This window comes from Chryseobacterium sp. 22532 (assembly GCF_052044665.1).
GTDB lineage: Bacteria > Bacteroidota > Bacteroidia > Flavobacteriales > Weeksellaceae > Chryseobacterium > Chryseobacterium lathyri.
On the sequence record NZ_JBQENJ010000001.1, the window covers coordinates 416,903 to 440,148 of the forward strand.

At 38.0% G+C, this 23,246-nt stretch carries 18 protein-coding genes; 5 read left to right on the forward strand and 13 right to left on the reverse strand.

Going from position 1 to position 23,246, the window contains the following annotated elements; all coding sequences use genetic code 11:
• Positions 1-10 precede the first annotated feature (10 nt).
• The 8 genes from ACTJIV_RS02070 to ACTJIV_RS02105 all read right to left on the reverse strand — a co-directional run bounded on the left by ACTJIV_RS02070 (position 11) and on the right by ACTJIV_RS02105 (position 10,485).
• Complete coding sequence (locus tag ACTJIV_RS02070; protein ID WP_440625307.1) at positions 11-3,802, reverse strand: hypothetical protein; 3,792 nt, start codon at positions 3,800-3,802, stop codon at positions 11-13.
• A 22-nt stretch (positions 3,803-3,824) separates the two neighbouring features.
• A complete protein-coding gene (locus ACTJIV_RS02075; protein ID WP_440625309.1) occupies positions 3,825-6,125 on the reverse strand; it encodes a hypothetical protein in 2,301 nt (766 codons plus the stop codon).
• 12 nt (positions 6,126-6,137) lie between these two features.
• Positions 6,138-6,779 (reverse strand): leucine-rich repeat domain-containing protein, encoded by a 642-nt coding sequence (locus ACTJIV_RS02080; RefSeq protein ID WP_440625311.1) that lies wholly within the window; start codon positions 6,777-6,779, stop codon positions 6,138-6,140.
• Positions 6,780-6,786: 7 nt separating this feature from the next.
• Entirely contained in the window at positions 6,787-7,425 is a 639-nt protein-coding gene (locus ACTJIV_RS02085; protein ID WP_265132187.1) for a leucine-rich repeat domain-containing protein, read from the reverse strand.
• Positions 7,426-7,431: 6 nt separating this feature from the next.
• Complete coding sequence (locus tag ACTJIV_RS02090; protein ID WP_440625313.1) at positions 7,432-8,064, reverse strand: leucine-rich repeat domain-containing protein; 633 nt, start codon at positions 8,062-8,064, stop codon at positions 7,432-7,434.
• 290 nt (positions 8,065-8,354) lie between these two features.
• Positions 8,355-8,525, reverse strand: coding sequence for a hypothetical protein (locus tag ACTJIV_RS02095; RefSeq protein ID WP_157963426.1), 171 nt, complete (start codon positions 8,523-8,525; stop codon positions 8,355-8,357).
• Positions 8,526-8,756: 231 nt separating this feature from the next.
• On the reverse strand, positions 8,757-9,794 hold the full coding sequence (locus ACTJIV_RS02100; RefSeq protein ID WP_111961066.1) for a patatin-like phospholipase family protein: 1,038 nt from the start codon (positions 9,792-9,794) through the stop codon (positions 8,757-8,759).
• A 190-nt stretch (positions 9,795-9,984) separates the two neighbouring features.
• Positions 9,985-10,485, reverse strand: coding sequence for a M15 family metallopeptidase (locus ACTJIV_RS02105; RefSeq protein ID WP_223558063.1), 501 nt, complete (start codon positions 10,483-10,485; stop codon positions 9,985-9,987).
• A gap of 406 nt (positions 10,486-10,891) precedes the next feature.
• Between ACTJIV_RS02105 and ACTJIV_RS02110 the strand changes: the two genes are divergently transcribed.
• From ACTJIV_RS02110 to ACTJIV_RS02125, 4 genes are all read left to right on the forward strand, one after another.
• Complete coding sequence (locus ACTJIV_RS02110; RefSeq protein ID WP_440625316.1) at positions 10,892-12,163, forward strand: Y-family DNA polymerase; 1,272 nt, start codon at positions 10,892-10,894, stop codon at positions 12,161-12,163.
• A 228-nt stretch (positions 12,164-12,391) separates the two neighbouring features.
• Positions 12,392-13,252: a hypothetical protein gene (locus tag ACTJIV_RS02115; RefSeq protein ID WP_336377854.1), complete on the forward strand. Its 861-nt coding sequence runs from the start codon at positions 12,392-12,394 to the stop codon at positions 13,250-13,252.
• 10 nt (positions 13,253-13,262) lie between these two features.
• The gene (locus ACTJIV_RS02120) at positions 13,263-14,075 is read left to right on the forward strand and encodes a hypothetical protein (RefSeq protein WP_336377853.1); all 813 of its coding nucleotides are present in this window, start codon (positions 13,263-13,265) and stop codon (positions 14,073-14,075) included.
• 8 nt (positions 14,076-14,083) lie between these two features.
• Positions 14,084-14,995, forward strand: a complete 912-nt coding sequence (locus ACTJIV_RS02125) for a hypothetical protein (protein WP_336377852.1) — start codon at positions 14,084-14,086, stop codon at positions 14,993-14,995.
• Here ACTJIV_RS02125 and ACTJIV_RS02130 read toward each other — a convergent pair whose 3' ends face one another.
• From ACTJIV_RS02130 to ACTJIV_RS02140, 3 genes are read right to left on the reverse strand one after another with little or no spacing between them, the layout of a single operon-like run.
• Positions 14,996-16,546, reverse strand: coding sequence for a tetratricopeptide repeat protein (locus ACTJIV_RS02130; RefSeq protein ID WP_440625319.1), 1,551 nt, complete (start codon positions 16,544-16,546; stop codon positions 14,996-14,998).
• A gap of 15 nt (positions 16,547-16,561) precedes the next feature.
• Positions 16,562-17,173, reverse strand: a complete 612-nt coding sequence (locus tag ACTJIV_RS02135; RefSeq protein ID WP_440625321.1) for a YdeI/OmpD-associated family protein — start codon at positions 17,171-17,173, stop codon at positions 16,562-16,564.
• Between the two features lie 6 nt (positions 17,174-17,179).
• On the reverse strand, positions 17,180-18,313 hold the full coding sequence (locus ACTJIV_RS02140) for a serine hydrolase domain-containing protein (RefSeq protein WP_440625323.1): 1,134 nt from the start codon (positions 18,311-18,313) through the stop codon (positions 17,180-17,182).
• Positions 18,314-18,414: 101 nt separating this feature from the next.
• On the opposite strand from ACTJIV_RS02140, the gene ACTJIV_RS02145 reads away from it, so the two are divergent.
• A complete protein-coding gene (locus ACTJIV_RS02145; RefSeq protein WP_440625325.1) occupies positions 18,415-19,740 on the forward strand; it encodes a M48 family metalloprotease in 1,326 nt (441 codons plus the stop codon).
• A gap of 23 nt (positions 19,741-19,763) precedes the next feature.
• Here ACTJIV_RS02145 and ACTJIV_RS02150 read toward each other — a convergent pair whose 3' ends face one another.
• Entirely contained in the window at positions 19,764-21,296 is a 1,533-nt protein-coding gene (locus tag ACTJIV_RS02150; protein WP_223558071.1) for a hypothetical protein, read from the reverse strand.
• 303 nt (positions 21,297-21,599) lie between these two features.
• Positions 21,600-23,141, reverse strand: a complete 1,542-nt coding sequence (locus tag ACTJIV_RS02155; protein WP_440625327.1) for a glycine--tRNA ligase — start codon at positions 23,139-23,141, stop codon at positions 21,600-21,602.
• Positions 23,142-23,246 lie beyond the last annotated feature (105 nt).

Below are 23,246 nucleotides of genomic sequence, written 5' to 3' on the forward strand. Positions count from 1 at the left end.
GATTTTGTTATTATTTAAATATTGATGTTAATTCTCTTGGTAATGTTGTAGGTTCATTACTATGTGATAACTGTGCATCTTCATCTAACCTGAAACTCGTTTCAAACTCCAGTTCCGAAGGATTCTCACAATTTTTCGGATCAGTTTCCGGGAAAATCGGCAATGGCTGATCTACCGGAAGTCCTGTAGACTTATCCTGAAGAATAGTAAGTGTAGTAGGTACTCTGGTAATCCAGTATTTACCTTGAGGTTCTCCGGTTGGCTGTCGCATTTCGTCCACAATACTCATGTACATTGGATCTCCGATTACCGGAACTTCACCGCCATTCCAGATAATTCCTGTTTCCAGGAAGAACTGTACGGCATTTTCAAAGCCTGGCTTTACGGTAACAATAATTCTTGCCATACCTGCCTGTAGGAAGCTTCTGAATAATGGATCTAAGCTTTCACTCAGATAAAATTCCTGCCAGCTCTTACGGTTAGCCCAGTAGTATGGATAGAAAGTATAATCCATGATTTCCCATTCAAACGCCTGTTCCATAAATTTGGCAAGGGCAGTATATTTATCCAGATTTTCACTCAGGTATACCTGGAAGTTATCCATCGTAGTTTTATCCTCAGCCCCATTTGTTGATTCATACCCTAATGTATTTGAGTTAAGGTAACTCTGCAGCAAGTAGGCAATACAGTTGTGCTTTAAAACATCATGCTCCATATAACGGTAGAAATTGCCTTGTCTTTCTTTAGCTGCTGCTTCTTTTTCTTTCTGTTCTGCATCTAATTTTGCCTGATCTTCCTGGAACTTCACATAAGCGGCTTCATAAGCCTTGATAATAGCATTGAAGTTTTCCGTTTTCCATTTTTGGATGAAAGCGTCTGAAAGTTTGCAGTGTAAATTTAAGTTGATGGAAACTGAGTTTAAATAATTTCCATTATAAGGTACCTTTACAGAATTTTCAAGTGAAAATCCGGAAGCTCCGATTGGTCCATCAGGACTACTGTTGTAATAAATTGTACTGCTGTTGGTAGGGTGGTATACCCAAATTTTAGCATTATGCCATCCTTTGGAGCGCTCATAATGTACACCTCCGTCAAATGCATAACAAACATAATTTGCTGGAACACCATAATCAAAAACTCCCTCTCCTCCTCCAGATCTTGTATCTGAAACAGTTTTGTTCATTTCAGGGAGTTCAGTTAAATCTACACCATAAATTTGTGCCCAATGCTGAATCTGTTCTACAGTTGCAGATTTTGGATCAGGCATGGTCCATGCTCTTTCCGGCGCTGTTCTAGGGTCTACAGGAGCGGTAAGCACCTGGGCCTTGGCTACTGTAAGGGCCAGACGGTGTAATCTTGAAGGTTCAGGAACCATAAATTCAAACATGGTACGTTTACCATAGTTGTAGATTTGGTTTTTCATCTTTTTATCAACCCATCTGTAAACTCCTGTGATATGCTGTGGCGGTAGATTGGTTGTAAGAGCTTTTCCTCTGTTATCAAACTCATGAACATTGGTCTCCGTATATTCTTTGATGATTTTCTGTACCCTTTCTTCGGAAATTTTAGTCAGAACTCTTTCCATGGCTCTTTCCGTGATCTCCTGAGACTTCATCACGGCCTGTCTTGTACTGTCGTGCTGAGCTGTATTATTGGCATATTCTGCACCGACTTCAAAGACGGTTTTACCGGCTCCATAACTATATCTTGTATGGGCTGTAATACTTTGGTCTTTTTCCAGTTCTTTAGCAATTTCCGTCTGCATATCTGTTCTGGAAGTTTTGGAAGTATCGGAAATTTTCTCAGTTTCCTCTGATTTGGATGTGGTATCCGTAATTTCAGAGTAATCTCTTGAAACAGAAGACTTGTGTCTCAATTCACTTGCCATTACATTCTCGATGTTGGAAACCTCCCCCGGAACATAAGCGTGAACACTTTGTACCACTTTCAGATAATCTGCAACTCCAAGTCTTTTGATCCCAAAGTTTTTACGTTTCTGAATCGTTACTGGCTCAGGTTCGCCTGGATTTTCCGGAGTTTCAGTTGCGCGTTTCAGAATAAGCATTCCGGTAAGGCTTAGATCGCCTTTTGTATATTGTTGGCCAATATCTCCATATGCCATACTTCCGTTGTCAAAAATAATTTCTATTTTGAACGTTAAGCTATCTCTGAATTTATCGACTAAACTTGTCGGTAAAGTGATTTTGTTATCTACAACATAGATATTGCTGTAATTTTCTTCTACAGCCCCTGCAACGTCTGTAGTGGCAATAATTTTGGCATTGGCGACACTCCATGAAGCGTCTTCAACCTCAAAAGAGAAATTAACAAATCCTCTGCTGCCTGATAGTCTGAAGGAGCTGTGGGCAAGAAAACTGTATGCCATTGGGGTTCTGGCTGTATTCTGCATAACAGGGATGGATGCACCTCCTAGATTTACGTATTGCTGCTGTGAAAGAGGAGAGCTCTGTAACGCAGTTTGCATTGTTGAAGAGATATGATCCTGCAGGACTGTTAAAGCATCGGAATAAGTCTGTACTGAGTCATCAAGTACAATGGTTTGATCTCCGATCATTAGAGTATTCTCAGGAAGGAATTGAATTCTTTCTTCAGCTGAAACTTTAGATACTTTCTCAGCGTCAAATTCAGAGAAAAGTTCTACAAAAAGATCAAAAGATTCCGGAGAAAGCTTTGCCTGCAAATCTTCTAAATTAATCTCATTCTGGTACGAAAATTCAAAAGCAGGAACTTCATATTCCTTTAACGTGTCATAAAGACGTATTTTTTCTTCTTCTGTAGTTTCCGGGGTGATTTTACTTTCAACTTCAGCCAGTTTTCTTTCGTAGATATCCAAGCGTTCCCTGTTTTCAGTCATATATCTTGAATAGGCATCCTGGTATGCCTGATAACGGGATTTATGATATTTTTTCTGAAGTTTTTCCAATTCAGTATTTAGTTTGTCCAAAGCTTCTTTTCTGTGGATTGCTCTGTCTGCAACCAAAGAAGTTCTCGCTTCAGCTTCTAATCTTTGAAGGGTTTTTGCGCCCAAAACCGGAGCGGAAGCTTCAGATGTTGTGGCCGAAGCTGAAAAAGATGTTTCCGAATAATCCTCTGAAAATAAATATGTTGGTAATATTACTTTTCCATTCATCGCTTTTTCTAAAGGTTTTTCGCCATTTATCTTAATGATTTCCTGATCTGTAAGATCCTGATTGTTGGCAAAACCAAGCTGGATGGCCATCAGAATATGGCTGATCGCTTCTTTAATGTAGAAGTCTCCCTGAGTAACGATCAGATAAATGAAATTATTCCAAAGAAGGGAAAATGTTTGAATTCCTTCGGCATTAAGCTCTTTATTGGCATCAATGAGGTTTTTGTAATAATCTGTAACGTAGGTCAGGTCATTGCTGTCTAATGTTTCTTTTTTAGAGAGCTTTCGTCCGATAACAAGAAGATCTCCAAATACTCCTTCCTCAATTTTCTTTTCTGATTCAAATCCAAGATTGCTAAATCCGCTTGCTGCCCTTTTCATTTCTCCAAACTTAGTAGATTTGGCAGGCCTTCCGGCAACTGCAGTATCAAAAATACCGTTGACGCCTTTTGGTCTGTGGATAAATCCTAAATTCTTGTCTTTCGTTTCCGTTAATTGCGGATTTCTTAAACTCACAAATCTGAAAAGAGTCTGTGATACATTATTTGTTGGGTTCATACCTTCTGTTGCTTTATAGTTAATGATGCCTTCTCCTATTAGTGATCCGCCTACAGTAAATGCGGTTTTTGGAGGTGTATTGTTTGTTGCCATTTTAATATTTTGTTTTAATGATTTATTTTTTTGTGTATTCAAGGGTCAGAGTAAATGAATTAATGATAGAATAATCATAATCCGGTTCGCCTAAAAGCTCAATTGTAGCCTTGTCTCTTTCTACAGTGATGTAAATTTTTGTTCGCCATTGATTGCCTGCAAACGCTGTATCCAGGGCATACCATTCTGTGAACATCTCATTGGAAATAATAGTTTCAAGATCGGGGAATTCGGCTTTGAGATCAATCTCTCCGGTTCTCGGAATCTGGTCTAAAAACAGAGTTTTTTTGTAAACAGGTTTACCATTGATCCAGGTTCCGCCAGTTAATTCTTCATCACGGGTATAAGAATGTTGCTTGTCTGCATATTTCTTTTGAATAAAAGAGTTGTCATCATAATTATTGCCAAAATAAACATTACTTGTTATACCTTTTGAATCCGCAAAACTTGATGTAAAATTCAATTCCATTGCCTGAGAAACGGTTAACGCAAAGGTATCTGATGCAGAACCCCCGGTACCTGTAAGTCCAAAACCACCATCTTCCAGAGCGAATCTAGAATTATAAGAAGGGTTAACGTAATTAATAAAATTAACGCTTTCATTTAAGTGAAGATCTCCAGTGATTGGTTGTCCAGCAGTGGTTCCTGTTCTTGGTATAAAGCCTGAAGCATCAACCATTCCTGAAAGTTTATCCCAGCCGGGAATACCGGTATTATTCAAGTTGTCAACCCAAACATAGTTTTCACCTGTATCAAGTAAATTCCATACATCACCTACCGCTTGACCTGTTGTAGGTAAAGCTCCAAAATTGGCAACGGAACCCATGACATGATAAGTCCTGTTCAATAGTGAATTAATTTGAGCCTGGTTATAATAATTGTTAAATATCCAGCCACGTTGAACATAATCATTATTGCTTGCAGGAGTATATAGTTTTGCTGCTGTTATCCCTGTTGTAGGTGTTATAGTGATATCATCAGCATTTGAAGCAGGGGATCCGATTTGTAGGAATCCAGTATTCATCCTAACCCAGCGTTCTACAAAATCCCCTGTGATTAAAGCTCTGTTTAACTGACCTTGCTGGAAACTTCCAAAATTTCCATCAGCGGTATTTGAATATCCTGTTAGTGTTTGGTTACCATGGATAATTAATTTATTACCGATTGCTCCGTCATTCATTCCTGCTCCTGTACCGATCAAAATGTTATTATTGCCTGTAACGCCTGAACCGGCTGAAACCCCAATCATAATGTTTTTATCACCCAAGTTTGATTGGTTGTTGGCTTTCCAGCCTATCAGCGTATTAAGACTACCTGTAGTATTGGCGTAACCTGCTCCTACTCCTAAAAAAGTATTTTTAAATCCTGTGGTGGTTTTATTTCCTGACTCATCACCAATCATTGTATTTTGGCTGCTTGTCGTTGCATTTTCACCGGATGCCGTTCCAATAAATACATTATATTCACCTGTAGTTAATTTAGAGCCACTTAATACACCCACTGCTGTATTCCATTTACCTGACGTTAATTCAGAGAAAGAATAAGAACCGAATGCTACATTATTTCCGCCTGTAGTCACTTTTGGCAAAGCATTGTAACCAATAGACATATTGTAATAACCGGTCTGTGATTGGTTAATATTACCAAAGTAATGAGAGTAAAGAGTTTTATTAAAGTTCAACTCTCCGGCTCTGCCCTGATCAGCATTAAAAACAATAGCTTTTGTGGAGGAATTACCTCTGTCTATGACCGATTGTAATGTGTCATTTTCAGTGAAAGCCGGCTTGTCACTCAGATCATTATAGCTGCCTGAAATACCAACTTTATGTATTTTTACTTTTTCGGTACCTTCCTGAACCAAAGAAACACTTCCGTCTACATTGGTCGTTGGGACAATACTAAATTCAGAAAGGTTGATCGGAAACGAAGATCCGTCACTCTGAGTAATGGTAATGATATTTTGAGAAGCATCATATTCTGCATTCTCAATATGGATATTATTGGTTGCCAAACTGCTTAAATCTACCGCCTTACTCTGTTGAATACCGTTTTCTCCTGTATAAAATACCGTTAAAACATTTCCATTCAATTCCGGATTCTGAATTGATGTCTGTGTTTCTATTTTATCTTTCCAAAGCTGAACATTTTGCGGGCTTATATTGGAAGCGTTTGCATCTGCTTTTTGAGAAAAATCATAGTCAATATTGTCCAAAGGAAGTTTTTCATTTTTGTGCCAGTAAGATTCCTGCCATTCCCAGAATTCTTCCTGTACTGGGATATCTCCGTTTTCGAAATATTTTTTTAGTTCTTGTTTTGTTTTCATTTTGTGATTTATTTAAGATTCGCTGATAAGACTTCCTCCAATGACTCTTGTATTAGAATCAAATGAATTAGAGTAGTATTGTGTATTGTTATCAAGTATAACTGTATTTACATCTGGATTATAATTGAAGGCATTAGGCCCGATCTTTGCAACTCCAGCCACAATATATATTGAGCTAAGCTTGTTGTAGGCAAAAGCATAATCTTTAATTTCTTTTACATTCGCTGGAATCGTTATTGTTTCCAGTAGATTAGATGAAAAAGCTTGGTCATTGATCGTGGTAACACTTCCTGGAATGGTCAGAGATTTTAATTGATTATTACTGAAAGCCTCTCCACCAATAGTTAGAACACTATCAGCAAGGAATACGTTTGATATTCCGCTCCCTAGTGCAAATTGTGCAGGAATGTGCAGAGTACCCTGCTTTATAAATATATTCATAACCCGGAGAGGTGCTAATGTGGCATTTCCGTTTTCATCTATTTCCGCATGAAAATCATTCCATCGTGGAAAGCCGTTTTCCAGACCTGCAATTTTAGTCATGTCTATTTTCTCATCCTTGTGCCAGTAAGAGTCCAGCCATGTCCAGAAATCTTCCTGTGTAGGTTTGTCTCCGTTTTCGAATAAAAGCCTTAGTTCTTCTTTTGTTTTCATATTTGTTTTATCTGTAAGTGATTGTAGCTGTTGCAGGGATTCCTGCGGTACTTAAATCTAATCCTGACAAGGCAGATACATGGGTAAGCGATGGAATATTAAATGCATTTTCACCCACTGATTTTACCGAATCTGGAATATATATTTCTGTAAGGTTTGGATTGTTATACATTTGAAATGCGCCACTCCCGATTGTCTCTATTCCTTCTTCCAGTATAAGCTCTGTTATTTTACAGTTTGAGCTTGCAAATGCTGAATTTTCAATAATCTTGCATGATCCTGGAATTCTTAAAGATCCTTTTAAAAACTGCGATGAAAAAGCGGAAGACTTAATTTTCTCCAAAGAGTTAGGGAAAATAACAGTAGTAAGAGTGTTTTTGCCTATTCCATACGAAAAACTCATACCGGTGGAAAGGCTTCCAATTATTTTTGTTCCTTCGGGGAATATGATCTTTTTACCCATTCCAACTATTTCCGTACTATCTGTGGGAGAATGGACAAATTCATCGTACGCAATGAGGTCAAGTGAGCTGTTCGTGAGCTTTTCATCCTTGTGCCAGTATGAATCCAGCCATGTCCAGAAATCTTCCTGTGTAGGCTTGTCTCCGTTTTCGAATAAAAGCCTTAGTTCTTCTTTTGTTTTCATAATATTTTATCTATAGGTGATTATTGTTGTTGCAGGAATACCGGCATTACTTAGATCCAGACCAGCCGGAGCTGAAACTGTTTTTAGCGAAGGAATGGCAAATGCATTTTGTCCGACAGTTGTTACTGTGCTGGGAATGTATAAGTCTTCAACATAGGCTACTCTGGGGCAGTAAAATGCCTGACTTTCAATGGTTGTTAAACCTTCATTTAGAATGATTTCTTCTAAAGCATCTGAGCCATTAATATTGTTTCTTTGATCATAAAAAGCCTGTCCTTTTATGGTTTTTAATGTTGAAGGAGTTCTGATGCTTTTAATATTTTGTCCGAAAAATGCAGATTCTCCTATTTCTTCAAGCCCTTCATTAAAAAGTACTTTTATGATTTGGTATGACATACCTGTATAAACAAAGGCGGATGGAAGGATTTTTTTTGTATCGGCAGGAATAGTAACTGCTGCTGCTGAGCCAAGTAATCCGGCTTCGGTAAAAAAGGGCACTACTTTTTCAATACTTTCAATAGAATCCTGGATGATTTTTTCATCCTTATGCCAGTAAGAGTCCAGTAAAGCCCAGAAATCTTCCTGTGTAGGCTTGTCTCCGTTTTCAAATAAGAGTTTTAAATCTTCTTTTGTTTTCATAATAAAATTGTGTGATTTTGTTTGATTAATTAATAGGTTATGATTGAAGAGCCTTTAGTAGAATCTCTTCAGGTTTTAGTCTAATTTTATAGTGATTACTGACTGCACACTTTACAATTACGTTTTCATATTTTTTATAGATTTTTAGACATAGTTCTGGCTGTCCGGCATTTTGTGAATGATAGATTCAAAGGTGTATTTGAATGATTATAGGATACTGCTAGGTGTTTTGATTTGGTGTTTCAAAGGTAATTCCGGACAGCGTCAGAACTTGTCGTGTTATAATGTATTTAGTATATATTTTCTTCAGGAATTGCATTTTCGAAGTCTTCCCTGAAAAAACTTTCAATGTCATTGAGATAGTTTTCATAGTCCATCTCAGCATGTTCGATATCGCTCCACTCAATAGTATAGAGATCTTCATCGAAAAGGATATCTGGATTGTGATCTGGTGTTTGCATGTTTTGTGTTTTAAGGTTGAGGTGATGTTTTGAACATATTTCTGGCTGTCCAGCATTAATAAATGTTGAATTCAAAGGCTTTTTAAAATTTTAATGATTGTTTTTTGTGTCTTTGTTTATACTCCAAAAGTAGTAGGAGAAGACGACAAAACTTGACGTGTTTTAAAAACTTTTTTTATTTTTTAAATATTAGCGATTTAACTTATATGGGTCCTTTATAAGGTAAAAAGCTTATATTTTATTTTTGATCAATTTCTGTACAATCTGGTTCAGAATTTCTCTGTTATCATCGATATAGCTTAATCCTGCCTGAATCAGGTTTTCAATGTTTGATCTTCTGACATTGTCCATTGCCGGAGATGCATTTTTCAACGAAGGATTCAGACGGTAATAATTTTTCTGGTTTCGCTGGCCTAAAGTCTGAAACATCTGGCAAAGCTGATAATCTACAGTTTCTGCATTTGCAGACATTAATATATCTATGATTGGATTTACCCAGCCTATTTTTCCCGACTTTTGAAGTTTTCTGAAAGAATAAGGTTTAGCCTCAATACCTGTTCCGATAGAAACGATAATCATATCATTTACACCGGGATGATTAGCCTTCTGATGGTTCTTCAATACTTCTGCAAAAGGAATTTTTCGGGCTTCCGCATAAGCGCAAAGTGAAGGATTATTGGCAAACATGCCACCGTCAATTAGGCTGAAGATCTGCCCGTACATCGATTTGATCTGTACGGGACTGAAATAAGTAGGAGCTGCTGCTGTCGCTCTGCAGATATCTTTTACATAAAAGTTATCCGTACTCAGATTAGCCTCCCAGGAATTAAAAAGTTTTGCTCTTCTGTTTTCAATGTCATAACTGGTTATTAAACATGGTTTTATAAATTCTTTAAGTTCAAGCTGTCCAAAAAAGTCATTCAGATTTTTTTCAAGTGCATCCTGAGAAATTTTTTCATTAAGAAGGCCAAACGGATTGACCAGTTTTTCCCAAAAAGAAACCTGAAAGATGTCGCCTCCCTTTTCAGCGTATAATTCTAGCCCTTTCTGGATAGAATATTTCGCCTTTCGGTGTTCATCGGGACATAGAATAATAGAAGCAATCAGTCCTCCTGTACTGCTTCCTGCAACCAGATCAAAATAATCACCAAGTTTGGCGCCCGGATTATCATGATACTGAAGCTGTTCCTCTATGTAGCGGAGAATAATACAGGTGATAATACCTCTTATTCCGCCCCCGTCCAAAGAAAGAATGGTTGTCTTTTTCATGTGATGTTTTGTTGGTTTTAAAAGAAAAATTAAGGTCCTGAGACAACTAAAACCAACTTTCTGCCTATAAAAGCGGATGTTGGTTTTAGTATTTGAGATCTCAGGTAACTAACATTTTCTTACAAAACAAAGGTAGGCCGGGGAAGCGACAGAACTTGTCGTATTATAATTATTTTCAAATAAAAGGGAATTAAAATAGGATATAATTTTGTTTATCTTTTGGCATCTTGGATAATATTCTCCAGCTCGTTTTCACCAATCCTTTTTTAGTCAGTATATTCTTTTTTTCGAAGTGGGGAAGGTCTTTGAAGGTCTTCCAGTTTCCGCCCCAGTCCCAGCCGTGGCGTGCAAAAATTTTCACACATTCGTACCAGTCGGCCACCCTGTCATTGTCCCAGTCTTTCACCGTGTCCCAGCTTGCAACCTTACCGTCAATCATCAGGCAGATATCAACAGCAAGCCCGTAATTATGGATGCTCTGGCCGGCTTTGGCATTTGTTACTTTTTTTCCGGACGTAATTCTTCCGATAGCGTACAGTTTTTCCTGTTCTTCGAAAGATCTCAGGCCTTGGGTGATTCTTACTTTGGCTCTTCCGGTAAGGGCTTCATCGCATTCTTTTATGATCTGTTTTACTTCATCTCTTACAGAAGGGTGAAGCTTATTTATTCTTTCTGACGTTACTTTATCCATGATTCATTATTATTTATGAAACAAAAGTATAGGTTAAGGGCGACGGAACTTGACGTATTTAATGATAATATTAAATAAAAATATATTTTAAATATAAAAATTTTCAAGCAACCTTATACCTCAATATTATACGGTATTTCAAAAATTTAATGTACAAACTCAGTAATTCGGTTTTTTGCGACCCGGTAATTTAAGTTCAAATATAAAATCATTTTGCTGAAATGTTCGAAGTCAGAGATAGTAGCCTTCAGAGCCTAGTAAAGCTTTAATGCGACAAAACTTGACGTGTTTGAAATAAATTAACTATATCATATTCAGCATGTTAAATGTGCTGATAATTTTAAAATAAAACAGAATAATTGTTTTTTTAAATGTAATTTTACATTAAAATTATCAGTACCCTGTCATGTATGCTTTAGTAGATTGCAACAATTTTTTTGTTTCCTGCGAGAGAACTCTGGACCCGTCTCTTGAGGGAAAAGCCGTTGTGGTGCTTTCCAATAATGACGGATGCGTAGTGTCCAGAAGCAAAGAAGCAAAAGATCTGGGGATTCCTATGGCAGCTCCTGCTTTCAAATATAAAGACCTTTTCAAGCAGCATGATGTAAAAAGTTTCTCCGCAAAATTTGAGCTCTATAATTACAAAAGCCAGCGGGTTATTGAAATCTCAAGATCATACGTTCTGGAATATGAAGTTTACAGTATTGATGAGCTTTTTTTGGAGCTTTCAGGCTTTAAATATATAGATATCCGGGATTATTGCCTTAAGATCAAAAATGACATCAAAAATCAGGAAAGTATTCCTGTAAGCATAGGCATTGCTCCTACCAAAACGCTTTGTAAAGTCGCCAACAGGATCGTAAAAGAATTTCCGGATAAGTTTGAAGGTGTTTATACCCTCGATACTCCTGAAAAAATTGAAAAAGCTCTGAAATGGCTCAACATAGGTGATGTCTGGGGAATAGGGCGTAAACTTGCAGCAAAAATGAATGACAGTGGTGTTTATAAAGCCTGGGATCTCCTTCAGAAACCCGAAATATGGGTTCGGAAAATCATGGGGATCCACGGAGTAAGAATGATCAATGAGCTGAAAGGGGTTCGCCAACTCGAATTAGACAGTCCATCGCCTAAAAAGTCAATAGCAGTTACCCGAAGCTTTATGGAGATGCTTACCAAAAAAGAAGAAGTCCGGGAACGTGTGGAAACCTTTGGGATGTATTGCTCCGAAAGACTCCGTAAGCAAAATACATGCTGCAGAATGGTTACCGTTTTTGTCCAGACCAATCGTTTCAGAAAAGATCTTCCGGAATATAAAAATGCAATGACGCAAGTCCTTCCTAATCCTACGAATTCCTCTATTTTGATAGGTAGGGTAGTGAACGAGCTTTTTGAGGCTATTTACAGAGAAGGGTTCCATTACAAAAGAGCAGGGGTTATCGTCAATGATTTCGTTCCTGAAAACGAAAGACTGATCAACCTCTTTGAAGAAGATACCCAAAACCAACATCTTCCTGTCATGAGGGCAATGGATGCCATGAATAAAAAATTCGGGAAAGATAAAGTACGTCTCGGAAGCATGAGCGGAGAAAATACATTCGGGCGGGCTAAGCTTTCTCCGGAATACGAAGCTTTCTTAAAAAACAATACACTTCCTGAAGCCAATTTCAGGTTTCATTAATGTTTTAAAAATTTCTGATAAATCTATTTTCCGGTAAAAAAAATGCCGGTTTTTGAAACTTTGTCATCATAATTTATTAAAATTCCGAATTTTGATATTGTTTAAATATTTATAACTGTATAATTATCAGTTAGTTAAGTTTATTCGGTTAATCTGTGTATTGTACAGGTGATTCACTTCAATCTATCTTTGCAAAGGAATTTTCACATTCTAAAAACCACAAATTACATGAAAAAAATAAACACAATGATGAAAAGTGTAGTGGCTGGAGGATGCTTTTTGATGAGTTTTGCCAATGCTCAAGTTGGTATTAATACATCAAGTCCTCAAGCCGTACTGCATACCGACGGTGCCAAAGATAATCCTGCCTCCGGAATTCCAACTGCTGCCCAGGCAGCTAATGATGTGGTATTCACTGCCAACGGAGAAATAGGTGTGGGAACCCTTGCTCCCGCAGTAAAAATAGACGCCCGGTCCGCTAATAATGCAGACAATTCTATTGGGATAGGAGAGACTACCCAGACAGCATCTGTGGCAGGTTCAGGAGCGATGAGGTATAATCCGTTTAATGGTGGGAAAATGCAGTATTCAGACGGAATTGTCTGGCAGGATCTTATTTCTTCGCCTACAAAAGCTGTTGTAGTAGCTAACCTTCAGGCAGCTAATTTTGCAGTTAAAGTTCCTTATCAGGTTTCTACAGGAATCTCCGGATGGACGGAAATTTCTGACCCTACTGCTAATTTCACTCCCGCAACGGGCATTTTCACAGCGCCAAGAACCGGTGTTTACTTAATCTCTTTTACATATGACTTTGTAAGAGTCGCCCTTGCTTCAGGATATTTTTCCGAAGCAAGATATGTTGTGAACGGGAACACTGTTGTTAAAAAATGTGTAAAATCTTTTTCGAATACTTCAAAGCAGGCACAGATTGCAGGCTCATGCGTGGCCGGAGTACAGCTCAATAAAGGAGATACTTTCCAGCCGCATATTTACCAGTCGGTCTATAACGGAAGTTTAAGCCTGCGGACAGATATCACACCGGCTAGTAATGAGTACGGTTTTGTAAATCTTTCCATTGTAGAACAATAACACACTTGATATGAAAAAAAGATTAGCAATTGCCTTAATGATAGGTGGAAGTCTATTAATTAAGGCACAGATAGGAATCAATATGTCTGCTCCCGAAGCAATCCTTCATGTAGACGGACAGAAAAATACAGCTTCGGCAGTTCCGTCAAGCTATTATGATGATGTAGTCGTTACTTCTTCAGGAAATATGGGGGCTGGAACAAAATCACCCAAAGTAAGATTGGATTTAAGATCCGGTGAACACGTGAATGCTATAGGTATTGGCGGAACATCACAGACTGCTTCTGCAGCAAAAGCAGGTGCGATGAGGTACAATACCGGAACACAGGACTTAAGTTATTCCAATGGAACCTCATGGGTCACACTGGCACATAAAGCCACCAATGATTTCGTGGATGCAGAAAACTTTTCAACACAAAGTTTTACCAGTGGAACACAGGCAGCCGTTACTAACTGGACAAAAAAAACAGATGTTAATGGCAGTTTTAATTCAGGGACGGGAATTTTTATTGCTTCCAAAACCGGAGTATATATTGTCTCTTTTACATTTTCACTGGCTTCAGGGACTATTGCCAATGATTCGCGTTATGAAACCCTGATTCAAACCAATTCCACATCTTCAACGACCAATAAGGTCTTCAAATGTGTCGGAAGCTATCCGGGAACGAATTCCCTTTCCAACCGTGTTGCGGGAAACTGCTCCGGGATTTTCAACCTTAACAAAGGAGATAATATTACGGTGAGCCTCAATCAGGCTTTAGGAACTGCAAAAACATTAGATACGGACGGTTCACTGACTTCTCTAAGTATTTTCGGATTATAAAAACAGGAATGATGAAAAAAAGATATTTAATAATAATTTTAGCCTTAAGCTTCAATTTTGCATTTTCACAGGTTGGAGTTAATACACCGAACCCGGCAGGAATCCTTCATACCGATGGGCAAAAGGACAATCCCGTATCAGGATCTTCATTTACACCTGCCCAGCAGGCTAATGATGTTTTGATTACAAACACCGGAAGAATAGGAGCGGGAACACACAGCCCGACTGTAAAAGTAGATGCCAGAAATTCAGGGGACGGAGCAATCGGTTTCGGAACTTCCTCACTTACGGCAGCAACGGCAGACGAAGGTGCCGTTCGCTACAATAGCGGAATGGAATATTCTAACGGAAATGAATGGCTGCCCTTGCTTACTGCCCAACCAGCCGTTAATAAGGTCATTGTTATTGCTGCAAAAACGGATAACACTGTAAAGTTGGTAACCCCGGCAGCAGCAGTTACAACAGGTCTTCAGAACCGCGCCAGCAATTACCTGGTAGGCTGGACTAAAGCTTTTGAGAGTAATTCCGGAAACAGTTTCAATGCTGCGACGGGAATTTTTACAGCACCCCGAAACGGAGTTTATGTAGCTTCTTTTACTACAGATCTGGCTCCTCTTGCTATTAATTATACGACAGATCCTTTGAATCCAATACAAATAGAAGCGATCTGGCAGCTGTATGACAATACAGCAGGAGTGCTTCCTGCAAATATTGTAAATACCGTGAAGTGTGTGAATACTATGTCTTCAAACAGCAACGGGAATATTGATGCAGGAAGTAACTGTACAGCTTCCTTTTATATGACTACAGGACAACGTTTGATGCCTTATATCTGGTTCAATTTAAATGGCTTAAATACAGCAGGCTTCTCACTGAATAATACGGGAGGCTATAACAACCTGACCATAGCGGAACAGTAATTACGATATTCCTTCCAGAGCTTTGATGAATGCAGAAGGGTGTATTCCTGTTATTTTTTTGAATTCAAGAGAGAATGCACTGTGAGAGGAGTATCCTGTGATTTCTGCAAGATGATTGATCTTGTATTTACGGTATTGAGGATCATTTTTTAACTTGTCAACAATATAATTGATCCTCAGATGATTGATGTATTGATTGAAATTGAAATTTTTGTGCTTCCTGATCACGGCAGACAGATATTTTGTATTCACATTCAGGGTATTCGATATATTATAACGTGAAATATTTTTGTTGTTAAAGCCAAAGCTCTCTTCGAAGGCCTTTAAGCCTGCTAAAATATGTTCCTCTGCTTCAGGTGAAATTTTTATATCAGCCGGAATGCTGTTTCCCGATTGATCTTCAGCCTCATGAGGATCCTCTTCGTATGCAACGGGGGTAATTCCCTGCTGATAAATTTGAGTTACAGTTTTTTTGTGTTTTTTTTGGAGGCTGATCATATTAAAAATAACTGTTCCCAAAACGAGAAGCAGCATGATACAGGCTGCAATCAGACCCTTTGAGAGGCTGTGGCTTTTAACCAGCTGGCTGTCGAAATTCTCTTCCTTTTGGGTAAGGGTTTTATTGACGGCCATTTTCTGATTGTAGGCAATGCTGTCTTTTAATTCAAGGTTTTCTAATTTATATTTCTGAACATTTTCAGGATCCTTCAATTTTTTGTAGGCTTCCTCAAGATTTTTTGTAATCTCTATTTTCTTTTCCGTAAAGCCATATTTATTGGCAATTTTTAAAGCCTTTTGAAAATATGAAACAGCACTGTCCTGTTTATTCTGCTGTGAATATGAGAATCCGATATCATGGAGAATATTGGATCTCAAATAATAATTATCATTCCCAACCAGGGCAAGAGCCTTCGCAAAAAAAGACTGGGCTTCTTCAAACTTTTTAACTTCTGACAAATTATAACCCAGGTTGGTGTATGCCGAAACCAGAAGCTCATTTCTTCTCGGAATATTTTTGATCTGCTGAAATTCCCGGACTGCATTTTTAGAATAAGATTCTTTTTTTTGATATTCATTCTGATTAAAAAGAATCAGAAAAGAATTGTAGATCATTCCTTTCAGCTCATGTCCTTCATCCGTGTTCTCGTTTTTTATTTCGGACAACCCTTTATTTAAGCTTTCTGAAGCTTCTTTTAACAGTCCGAGTTTTGCATACTGTGTTCCCTGCATCCTGTAGGCAAGCGCCTTTCCAGGGGCATAATTGTTTTCTGTAGCGATTTTCAGTGCTTTTTCAGCAAAATCAAGACTTCCCTTGGCATCCGATCTTAGATAGCTGTTGAACGATTTCAGATAATAAGCTTTAGCAATATAATTAGGCTGATTTTTTCTCTGGGCAGAATCTATGATGGTATTCAGGACAATTTCCGAGCTGTCCGGATTTTTAGAGGTCAGTGACCGTGCGTATTTATATTGTCTCTCAAAATCAAAGTGTTGAGAGAATAGGCAATGTGAAAATATAAGGAAGAGAAAGAATATAATTTTTTTTTTCATCTGTTTTTGTTGTGTTTACTTTTTTTCGTATTTCCAGTTTCTGGATTTTCCTTCGGCTAGCCATTCCAAAGATTGTTCCATTCTTTTGTTTCTGGTTGTTTCAGTCTTTGCTTCAGTGATCCAGCTGATATATTCTTTCCTGAAAGAAGGCGATTTCTTCTCAAAAACGGCCAAGGCATCTTTATTTTTATTCAAGGCATTTTGAAAATAATCAGGAATTTCCGTTTCCACTTTGGATGGTGCTGCTTTTTTCATGGTAACCCCCATATCTGTAAGTTCCATCGCTTCTTTAATCGCCTTTTTAAGCTGAGGTTTTGAAGGCAGGTCTTCCATTTTGGTGAGCTTGCCCAAACTGAACATTGAACTTCTTTCGGCTGTTGTTTCTATTTCCTTTAAAGTTTTCATCTCCTGGTGCAGCCAGAATCCGAGGCTGCAATACTGTTTGAAAGAAGTAATAGAGCAAAGTATTTTTCCTTTATACATGAAGGTAGGAAACTTCCATTTTATAGCTTCTTCTGCCTCAGGACAGCATTCATGAATAGTTTCCCTGAGATAATTTAAAATAGGTATTGCAAAATCCGGAGATTTCTCAATGTACTCATCGACTTTTACATGATAATTTTCCATAGCTTTTTACTGAAATAATGATACGGTTTCGTTGACAAGAAATTTTACCTGATCCGGTCTTCCCCTGTCATTTTTAGGGTTATTTCTGTAGCTTCCGGTTCTTACAATGACCATATTGTGTTCGGGAACCATAATAATATATTGTCCCTGCAGTCCCAGAAAATAATAATGTTTGATAGGATTATCATGGTTGATCCAGAGCCCCATTCCGTAGATCTCTTCAGATTTTTCCGTAGGTGTTCTCATCTGCTCTATAAAATCTCTGTTAAGGATCTGATGATCTCCCATCTTCCCGTCATCTAGAAACAGCTGTCCCAGCTTCGCATAATCTCTTGCATTGGAATGGATGCAGCAGTATGTTTTTTCCATCCCGTAATTATCCGTGCTCCATGAGGCATTCTGTTCCATTCCCATCGGGATCCAGAATTTTTCGGATAAATAACTTGCTAAAGTCTGATTCAGGGCTTTTTTCAAAGCAAATCCGAGGAGCTGGGTAGATCCGCTCTGGTATTCATACCGGGTGCCGGGTTCTTCTTTAAACCTTCTCGAAAAAACTGCTTTAATCAGATCTTTGCCATAATAGGCTTTTGCATTCGGCAGAAAAGGATTATTGTAATTTTCATCCCAGTCAAGCCCTGCTTCCATTTGGGCTAAATTTTTAAGTGTGACATTGCTTCCGAATTGTTTTTCTTTAAATTCAGGATGAAAATCAGAAAGTTTTTCATCCATATTTTTAATGATACCTTCTTCCAGAGCTTTTCCTAGCAGCATGACAGTAACAGCCTTTGCCATGGAAAAAGAATTGGTCGGTGAAAGCTGATTATAGCCGTCCCAATACTGCTCATGAAGGATCTTGCCATTTTTTATGACAACAAAGGCAGCTGTTTTGGAATGTTTTAAATTTTCAATTACATTGCCCGGGAGTTCTTTATGATTGTATTCAGGGTCTTCCGCCCACAGTTCCGGCTCTTTCGTAGCGATGAGGTTTCCGGGAAAAAGTTTCCCATCGTCAATATAGGCGCTTGATTTTCCTTTAAGATACGTTTTGGAAATTCCGCTGAATAAATAATCGTATCCCAAAAGATAAACTGCAGCTGCACCTACGGCTGCTCCGCCTATTACATATTTTAATACCTTCATATGGTCATGAGTATCAGTCTCAAACAAATTTATAATAATTTTGATAAGAAAATGAGAAAGAAACGGTAAATAAACTATTTTTGCGATTAATGATGAAAAATATGACCAGAAAACTTATTGTATTCGTGTTTTTCATTTTTTCAGTGATGGGAGCTGCCCAGACCTATAAAATGATCGACACCGCAGACTATTTACAGAGAAAAGAATTCTTAAAAAGTTTTGCTGGAAATAACGAGGTTTTTATTAAAAAATTAAAATCGCAGTATTCCGGGAAGACAGGTTCAGAACTGTCCAGGATTTACAAGGAATTCGGGACTGATTTTGAGAAACAGGTGAAAAACAAAGATTTTATTTTCAAGTCTGAATTTGAAACTGAAATAAAAAGCCTGATTCAGCGCCTCAAAAAAAACAATCCGAACATTCCCCAGGATCTGAAAATTTTGGTGGCAAGGGACAATACTCCTAATGCTTATTGCCTTGCAGATGGTACTTTCGTGATCAATATGGGCCTCTACAACTGGCTAAACAGCGAGGATCAGATTGCTGCCGTCATCACTCATGAGCTTGGACATAAACTTGATGAACACTCACTTAAAACATTTTTAAGCATTATTGAACAGAATCAACTAGATAAAATAACGGTTCAGAGTTTAAAGGAAACAACGGAAAAACGCAGCCATAGCCAAAATCAGAAGGCCTTTGATATCCTTAAAAACCGCGCTTATAAAAAAGGGGTGGAAAGAAGAAAACAGGAAATGAAGGCCGATTCGCTGGGGTATGTGATCTTTAAGAGCAGTGATTTTAAGAAAGCTGAATTCGTCAATGCCCTTCAACGGTTGCAGGATTTCGATACGATCTCTCCCCGTGAATTAAAAGTGGAAACCTATAAAAAGCTTTTTGATCTTCCCAAGCAGGCTTTCAATGAAAAGTGGATGAAAAAAGAAGATTTCTCACTGTATAATTATAATTTTTACAAAGAGAAGCTGGATAAAGATTCCCTGGCATCCCATCCTGAAATGTCCAGGAGAATTGAAAGACTCAAAAAAACATTCACTGAGCTGAAAACATCTGCAGAACCGGAAAAAGCCTCTGAGACCTTTACAACCCTAAAGAAAATGGCCAGAATGGAAATCCTTCCCAATTATTTTCATTCCGAAGATTATGGACTGGGGATTTACGCAGCCATGCAGTTCCTGCAGGACGGCGAAGAGGAAAAATATTATAAAGGCTGGCTGGGCAAATGCTTTTCAAAAATATATGAAGCCCGGAAAAATTACAACCTGAACCGTTATCTGGACAGAATTGAGCCTAAAAATCAAAGTGAAAGCTATCAGCAGTTCCTGAACTTTATGTGGAATCTAAGCCTTGATGACATTAAAAATATAGCAGATTTTTACCAGAGCAGCTACCAAATAAAAGAATCCTGATGCACCATCAGGATTCCTATTTTTTAGTAATTCAGTTTTTCTAAGCGGATCTTATTGAATTTTTCTTTTTCGTTGTACTCCCGGAGAAGGATATAGCCTTCTTTTCCAACATACGGTGTAACGGCATAATTGTCTTTCTCAGAAATAGGAATGATTTCCTGCTTGAACTTTCCATCTATAACCGTGTTGATGAAAAGATTCCATTTTTTTTGTTTGGTAACTTCATCTTTCTGGTAGTCGCGGTAGAAGAAAACAACATCTTTCCCGCCGTTGAGGTACTGGGAGAAAAGATAATCGCTGTTCACCCATTTCGTTTTTTCCTTTTCAAAAACCTTGATATTTTTGATCTTGAAATCTTTATCCGTATAAATATAAACTAAATCGGTCGTTTTAGGGGCATTATATTGGCCGGCCGGTTTGTATTTTTCAGTAAGGATCCCAACGCTTCCGTCATTCATAAAATACATATCCTTGGTCTGAAGCATATAGCCGCTTTCTACCATTCCGTTGGCATTGATTTTCGGAAGGAATGATGCAAAGTCCGGCTTGAAATTGATCTCTTTCGTGTCTACGGTAAAATCAGATTTGTTGACCATCATTCTGGCATAGCCTATAAAATCATATTTGGCGAAATTTCTTCCCAGTAGAACAATCTTGTCGTCAAATGTTTTATCATTGTCAAGACTGCTGCCATAGCCCAGAGAGAAACTGTCGATGAGGTCGATAGTTGTATCGGAAAGCCCGGTGACAGGTTTATTGGCAGCCTCTTTTCCTGTTTTCATATCAATTACAACAAGGCTGAAAGATTTTTTATCATCATCCGCCTTTTTCATGATGCAGTACATATAGTTCTCATCTCTTTCCAGAACGGATAATGTGGAGAATACTTTTTTATTCCCGTCAGTATTGTATTTGTATCTCCAAAGCTCCTTTTTATTATCGTCGAATTTAATAATGCTGTTGCTGTTCACATATTTTCCATAGTCTTTATATTCTATGGCAAAATAACCACCTTCTTTCACTTCTCCCACAGCGGAAACATAGTTGTAGCCCTTTTCTTTTTTCTCCTCACGGTTTTCTTTGCGTTGTGCTTTCCAGTTTTTGGGCTCGTTGATCTCTTTGAATGTACCATCCTCTAAATAATCATAGTACACTTTTCTCTTAATAGTATTGGTTTTCGGATCTATTACCATAGAAACCGGTGTGAATACCTCCCTGCTTTTTACCAGGGAATAATCCATCATGGAAGGTTTCAAAATGATTTGTCCCTTAAAATCAACATAACCAAGGTAAGAGCCTGCTGTAATATCTCCTTCAAATTCTTTGTTGGCAACGGGGTTAAGGTTTTTGTCCAGAATTACATATTCGAATTTCTTAGTCTTATCGCCTGCTTTTCCATAAGAATAAAGAGAGACGTAGCCATAAAGATTATCTTTATCATCGAACAGGGCATTCATGCCTACATGATCGCCGGCTGCGAGTGTTGTAAGGTCTTGGGTCTGGGAATAGGATAAAGTCTGGAACAATCCAAAGAGCAGAAAATATATTTTTTTCATAATTATTATTTTTCCAAAAATAATAAATTAAGACATACACCGGACAAGTTTCATTTTCTTTATTAATATTCTAAATAAAACAGAGAAGCAGGAAAATTTTGTCTGATGAAGAAAGTATATGATGCTGAGTTTTTCTGAATATGAAAAACCTTATAGGTCTTCAAGACCTATAAGGTTTGTATTGTAAGTATCTTCTCTGCAGATTCGAAAGAATCAGCGTCATTTGCCCAATCTGTGCGAGATTTTAAAATAGATGTTTATGCTAATAAATAACAATAAAAAAGCCCCAAATGGGGCTTGAGTCTATAGTTTAGAAAGTAAATTTCTGAAGTTTGTTTTTTCATCGATGATCCTTCTTAATTCGGATACAGGAACTCTTTCCTGCTGCATTGTATCCCGGTCTCTTATCGTTACCGTATGATCCGTTAAAGAATCATGGTCGATGGTGATACAGTAAGGAGTACCGATGGCATCCTGTCTTCTGTAACGTTTTCCGATGGCATCCTTTTCTTCATAGAATAGGTTGAAATCATATTTCAGATCATTGAAGATCTTTTCTGCGTATTCAGCCAGACCGTCTCTTTTCATCAATGGAAGAATGGCCGCTTTAATTGGTGCTAAAGCCGGAGGTAAAGATAGGACCGTTCTTTCTGAACCATCTTCCAATACTTCGTCTTTCAGACAGTGAGAGAAGATAGAAAGGAATAATCTGTCTAAACCTACCGATGTTTCCACAACATAAGGGACATAGTTTTCATTTCTTTCAGGATCGAAGAACTGAAGTTTCCTTCCTGAAAATTCCTCATGAGCTTTTAAATCGAAATCCGTTCTGGAGTGAATACCTTCCAGTTCTTTAAATCCGAATGGGAAGTTAAATTCAATATCAGCTGCTGCATTCGCATAGTGAGCCAGTTTTTCGTGATCGTGGAATCTGTAGTTGTCATCACCTAAACCTAAAGCGAGGTGCCAGTTCAGGCGTTTTGTTTTCCACTGCTCATAGAACTCAAGTTCAGTTCCCGGAGCTACAAAAAACTGCATTTCCATTTGTTCAAATTCACGCATTCTGAAGATAAACTGTCTGGCAACAATCTCATTTCTGAATGCTTTACCAATTTGAGCAATACCAAAAGGAAGTCTGTGACGTGAAGTCTTCTGTACATTCAGGAAGTTAACGAAGATACCCTGAGCCGTTTCCGGTCTTAGATAAAGATCCATCGCAGAATCTGCAGAAGCACCTAATTTAGTTCCGAACATCAGGTTAAACTGTCTTACTTCCGTCCAGTTTTTAGAACCGGTATCCGGATCAGCAATTTCCAGTTCTTCAATTAAGGCTTTTACATCAGCAAGATCTTCATTTTCAAGAGATTTTGCCAGTCTTGAAAGAATAGCTTCTCTTTTTGCTCTGTATTCAAGAATCTTTGGATTCGTTGCAACAAATTGATCTTTATCAAAAGCATCACCGAATCTTTTCGCGGCCTTTTCAATTTCTTTATTCTCTTTGTCTTCAATTTTAGCACAATAATCTTCTACCAAAACATCCGCTCTGAAACGTTTTTTAGAATCTTTATTGTCAATCAATGGATCGTTGAAAGCGTCTACGTGGCCCGATGCCTTCCATGTGGTAGGGTGCATAAGGATCGCCGAATCAATGCCGACAATATTTTCGTTAAGCTGTACCATAGCTTTCCACCAATACTGTTTGATATTGTTTTTTAATTCGGCACCGTTCTGTCCATAATCATAAACAGCGGATAAACCGTCATAGATCTCACTGGAAGGGAAAATAAAACCATATTCTTTAGCGTGAGAAATCACTTTCTTGAAAACATCTTCTTGCTTTGCCATAATTTTTTTACGTCTGATGTGCAAAAATATGAATTTGGATTCCAAAATCATGGAATTCAGTAAAAAAAGAGTGTATTAACCGAAAAAATAGGTGTTTATCCAATT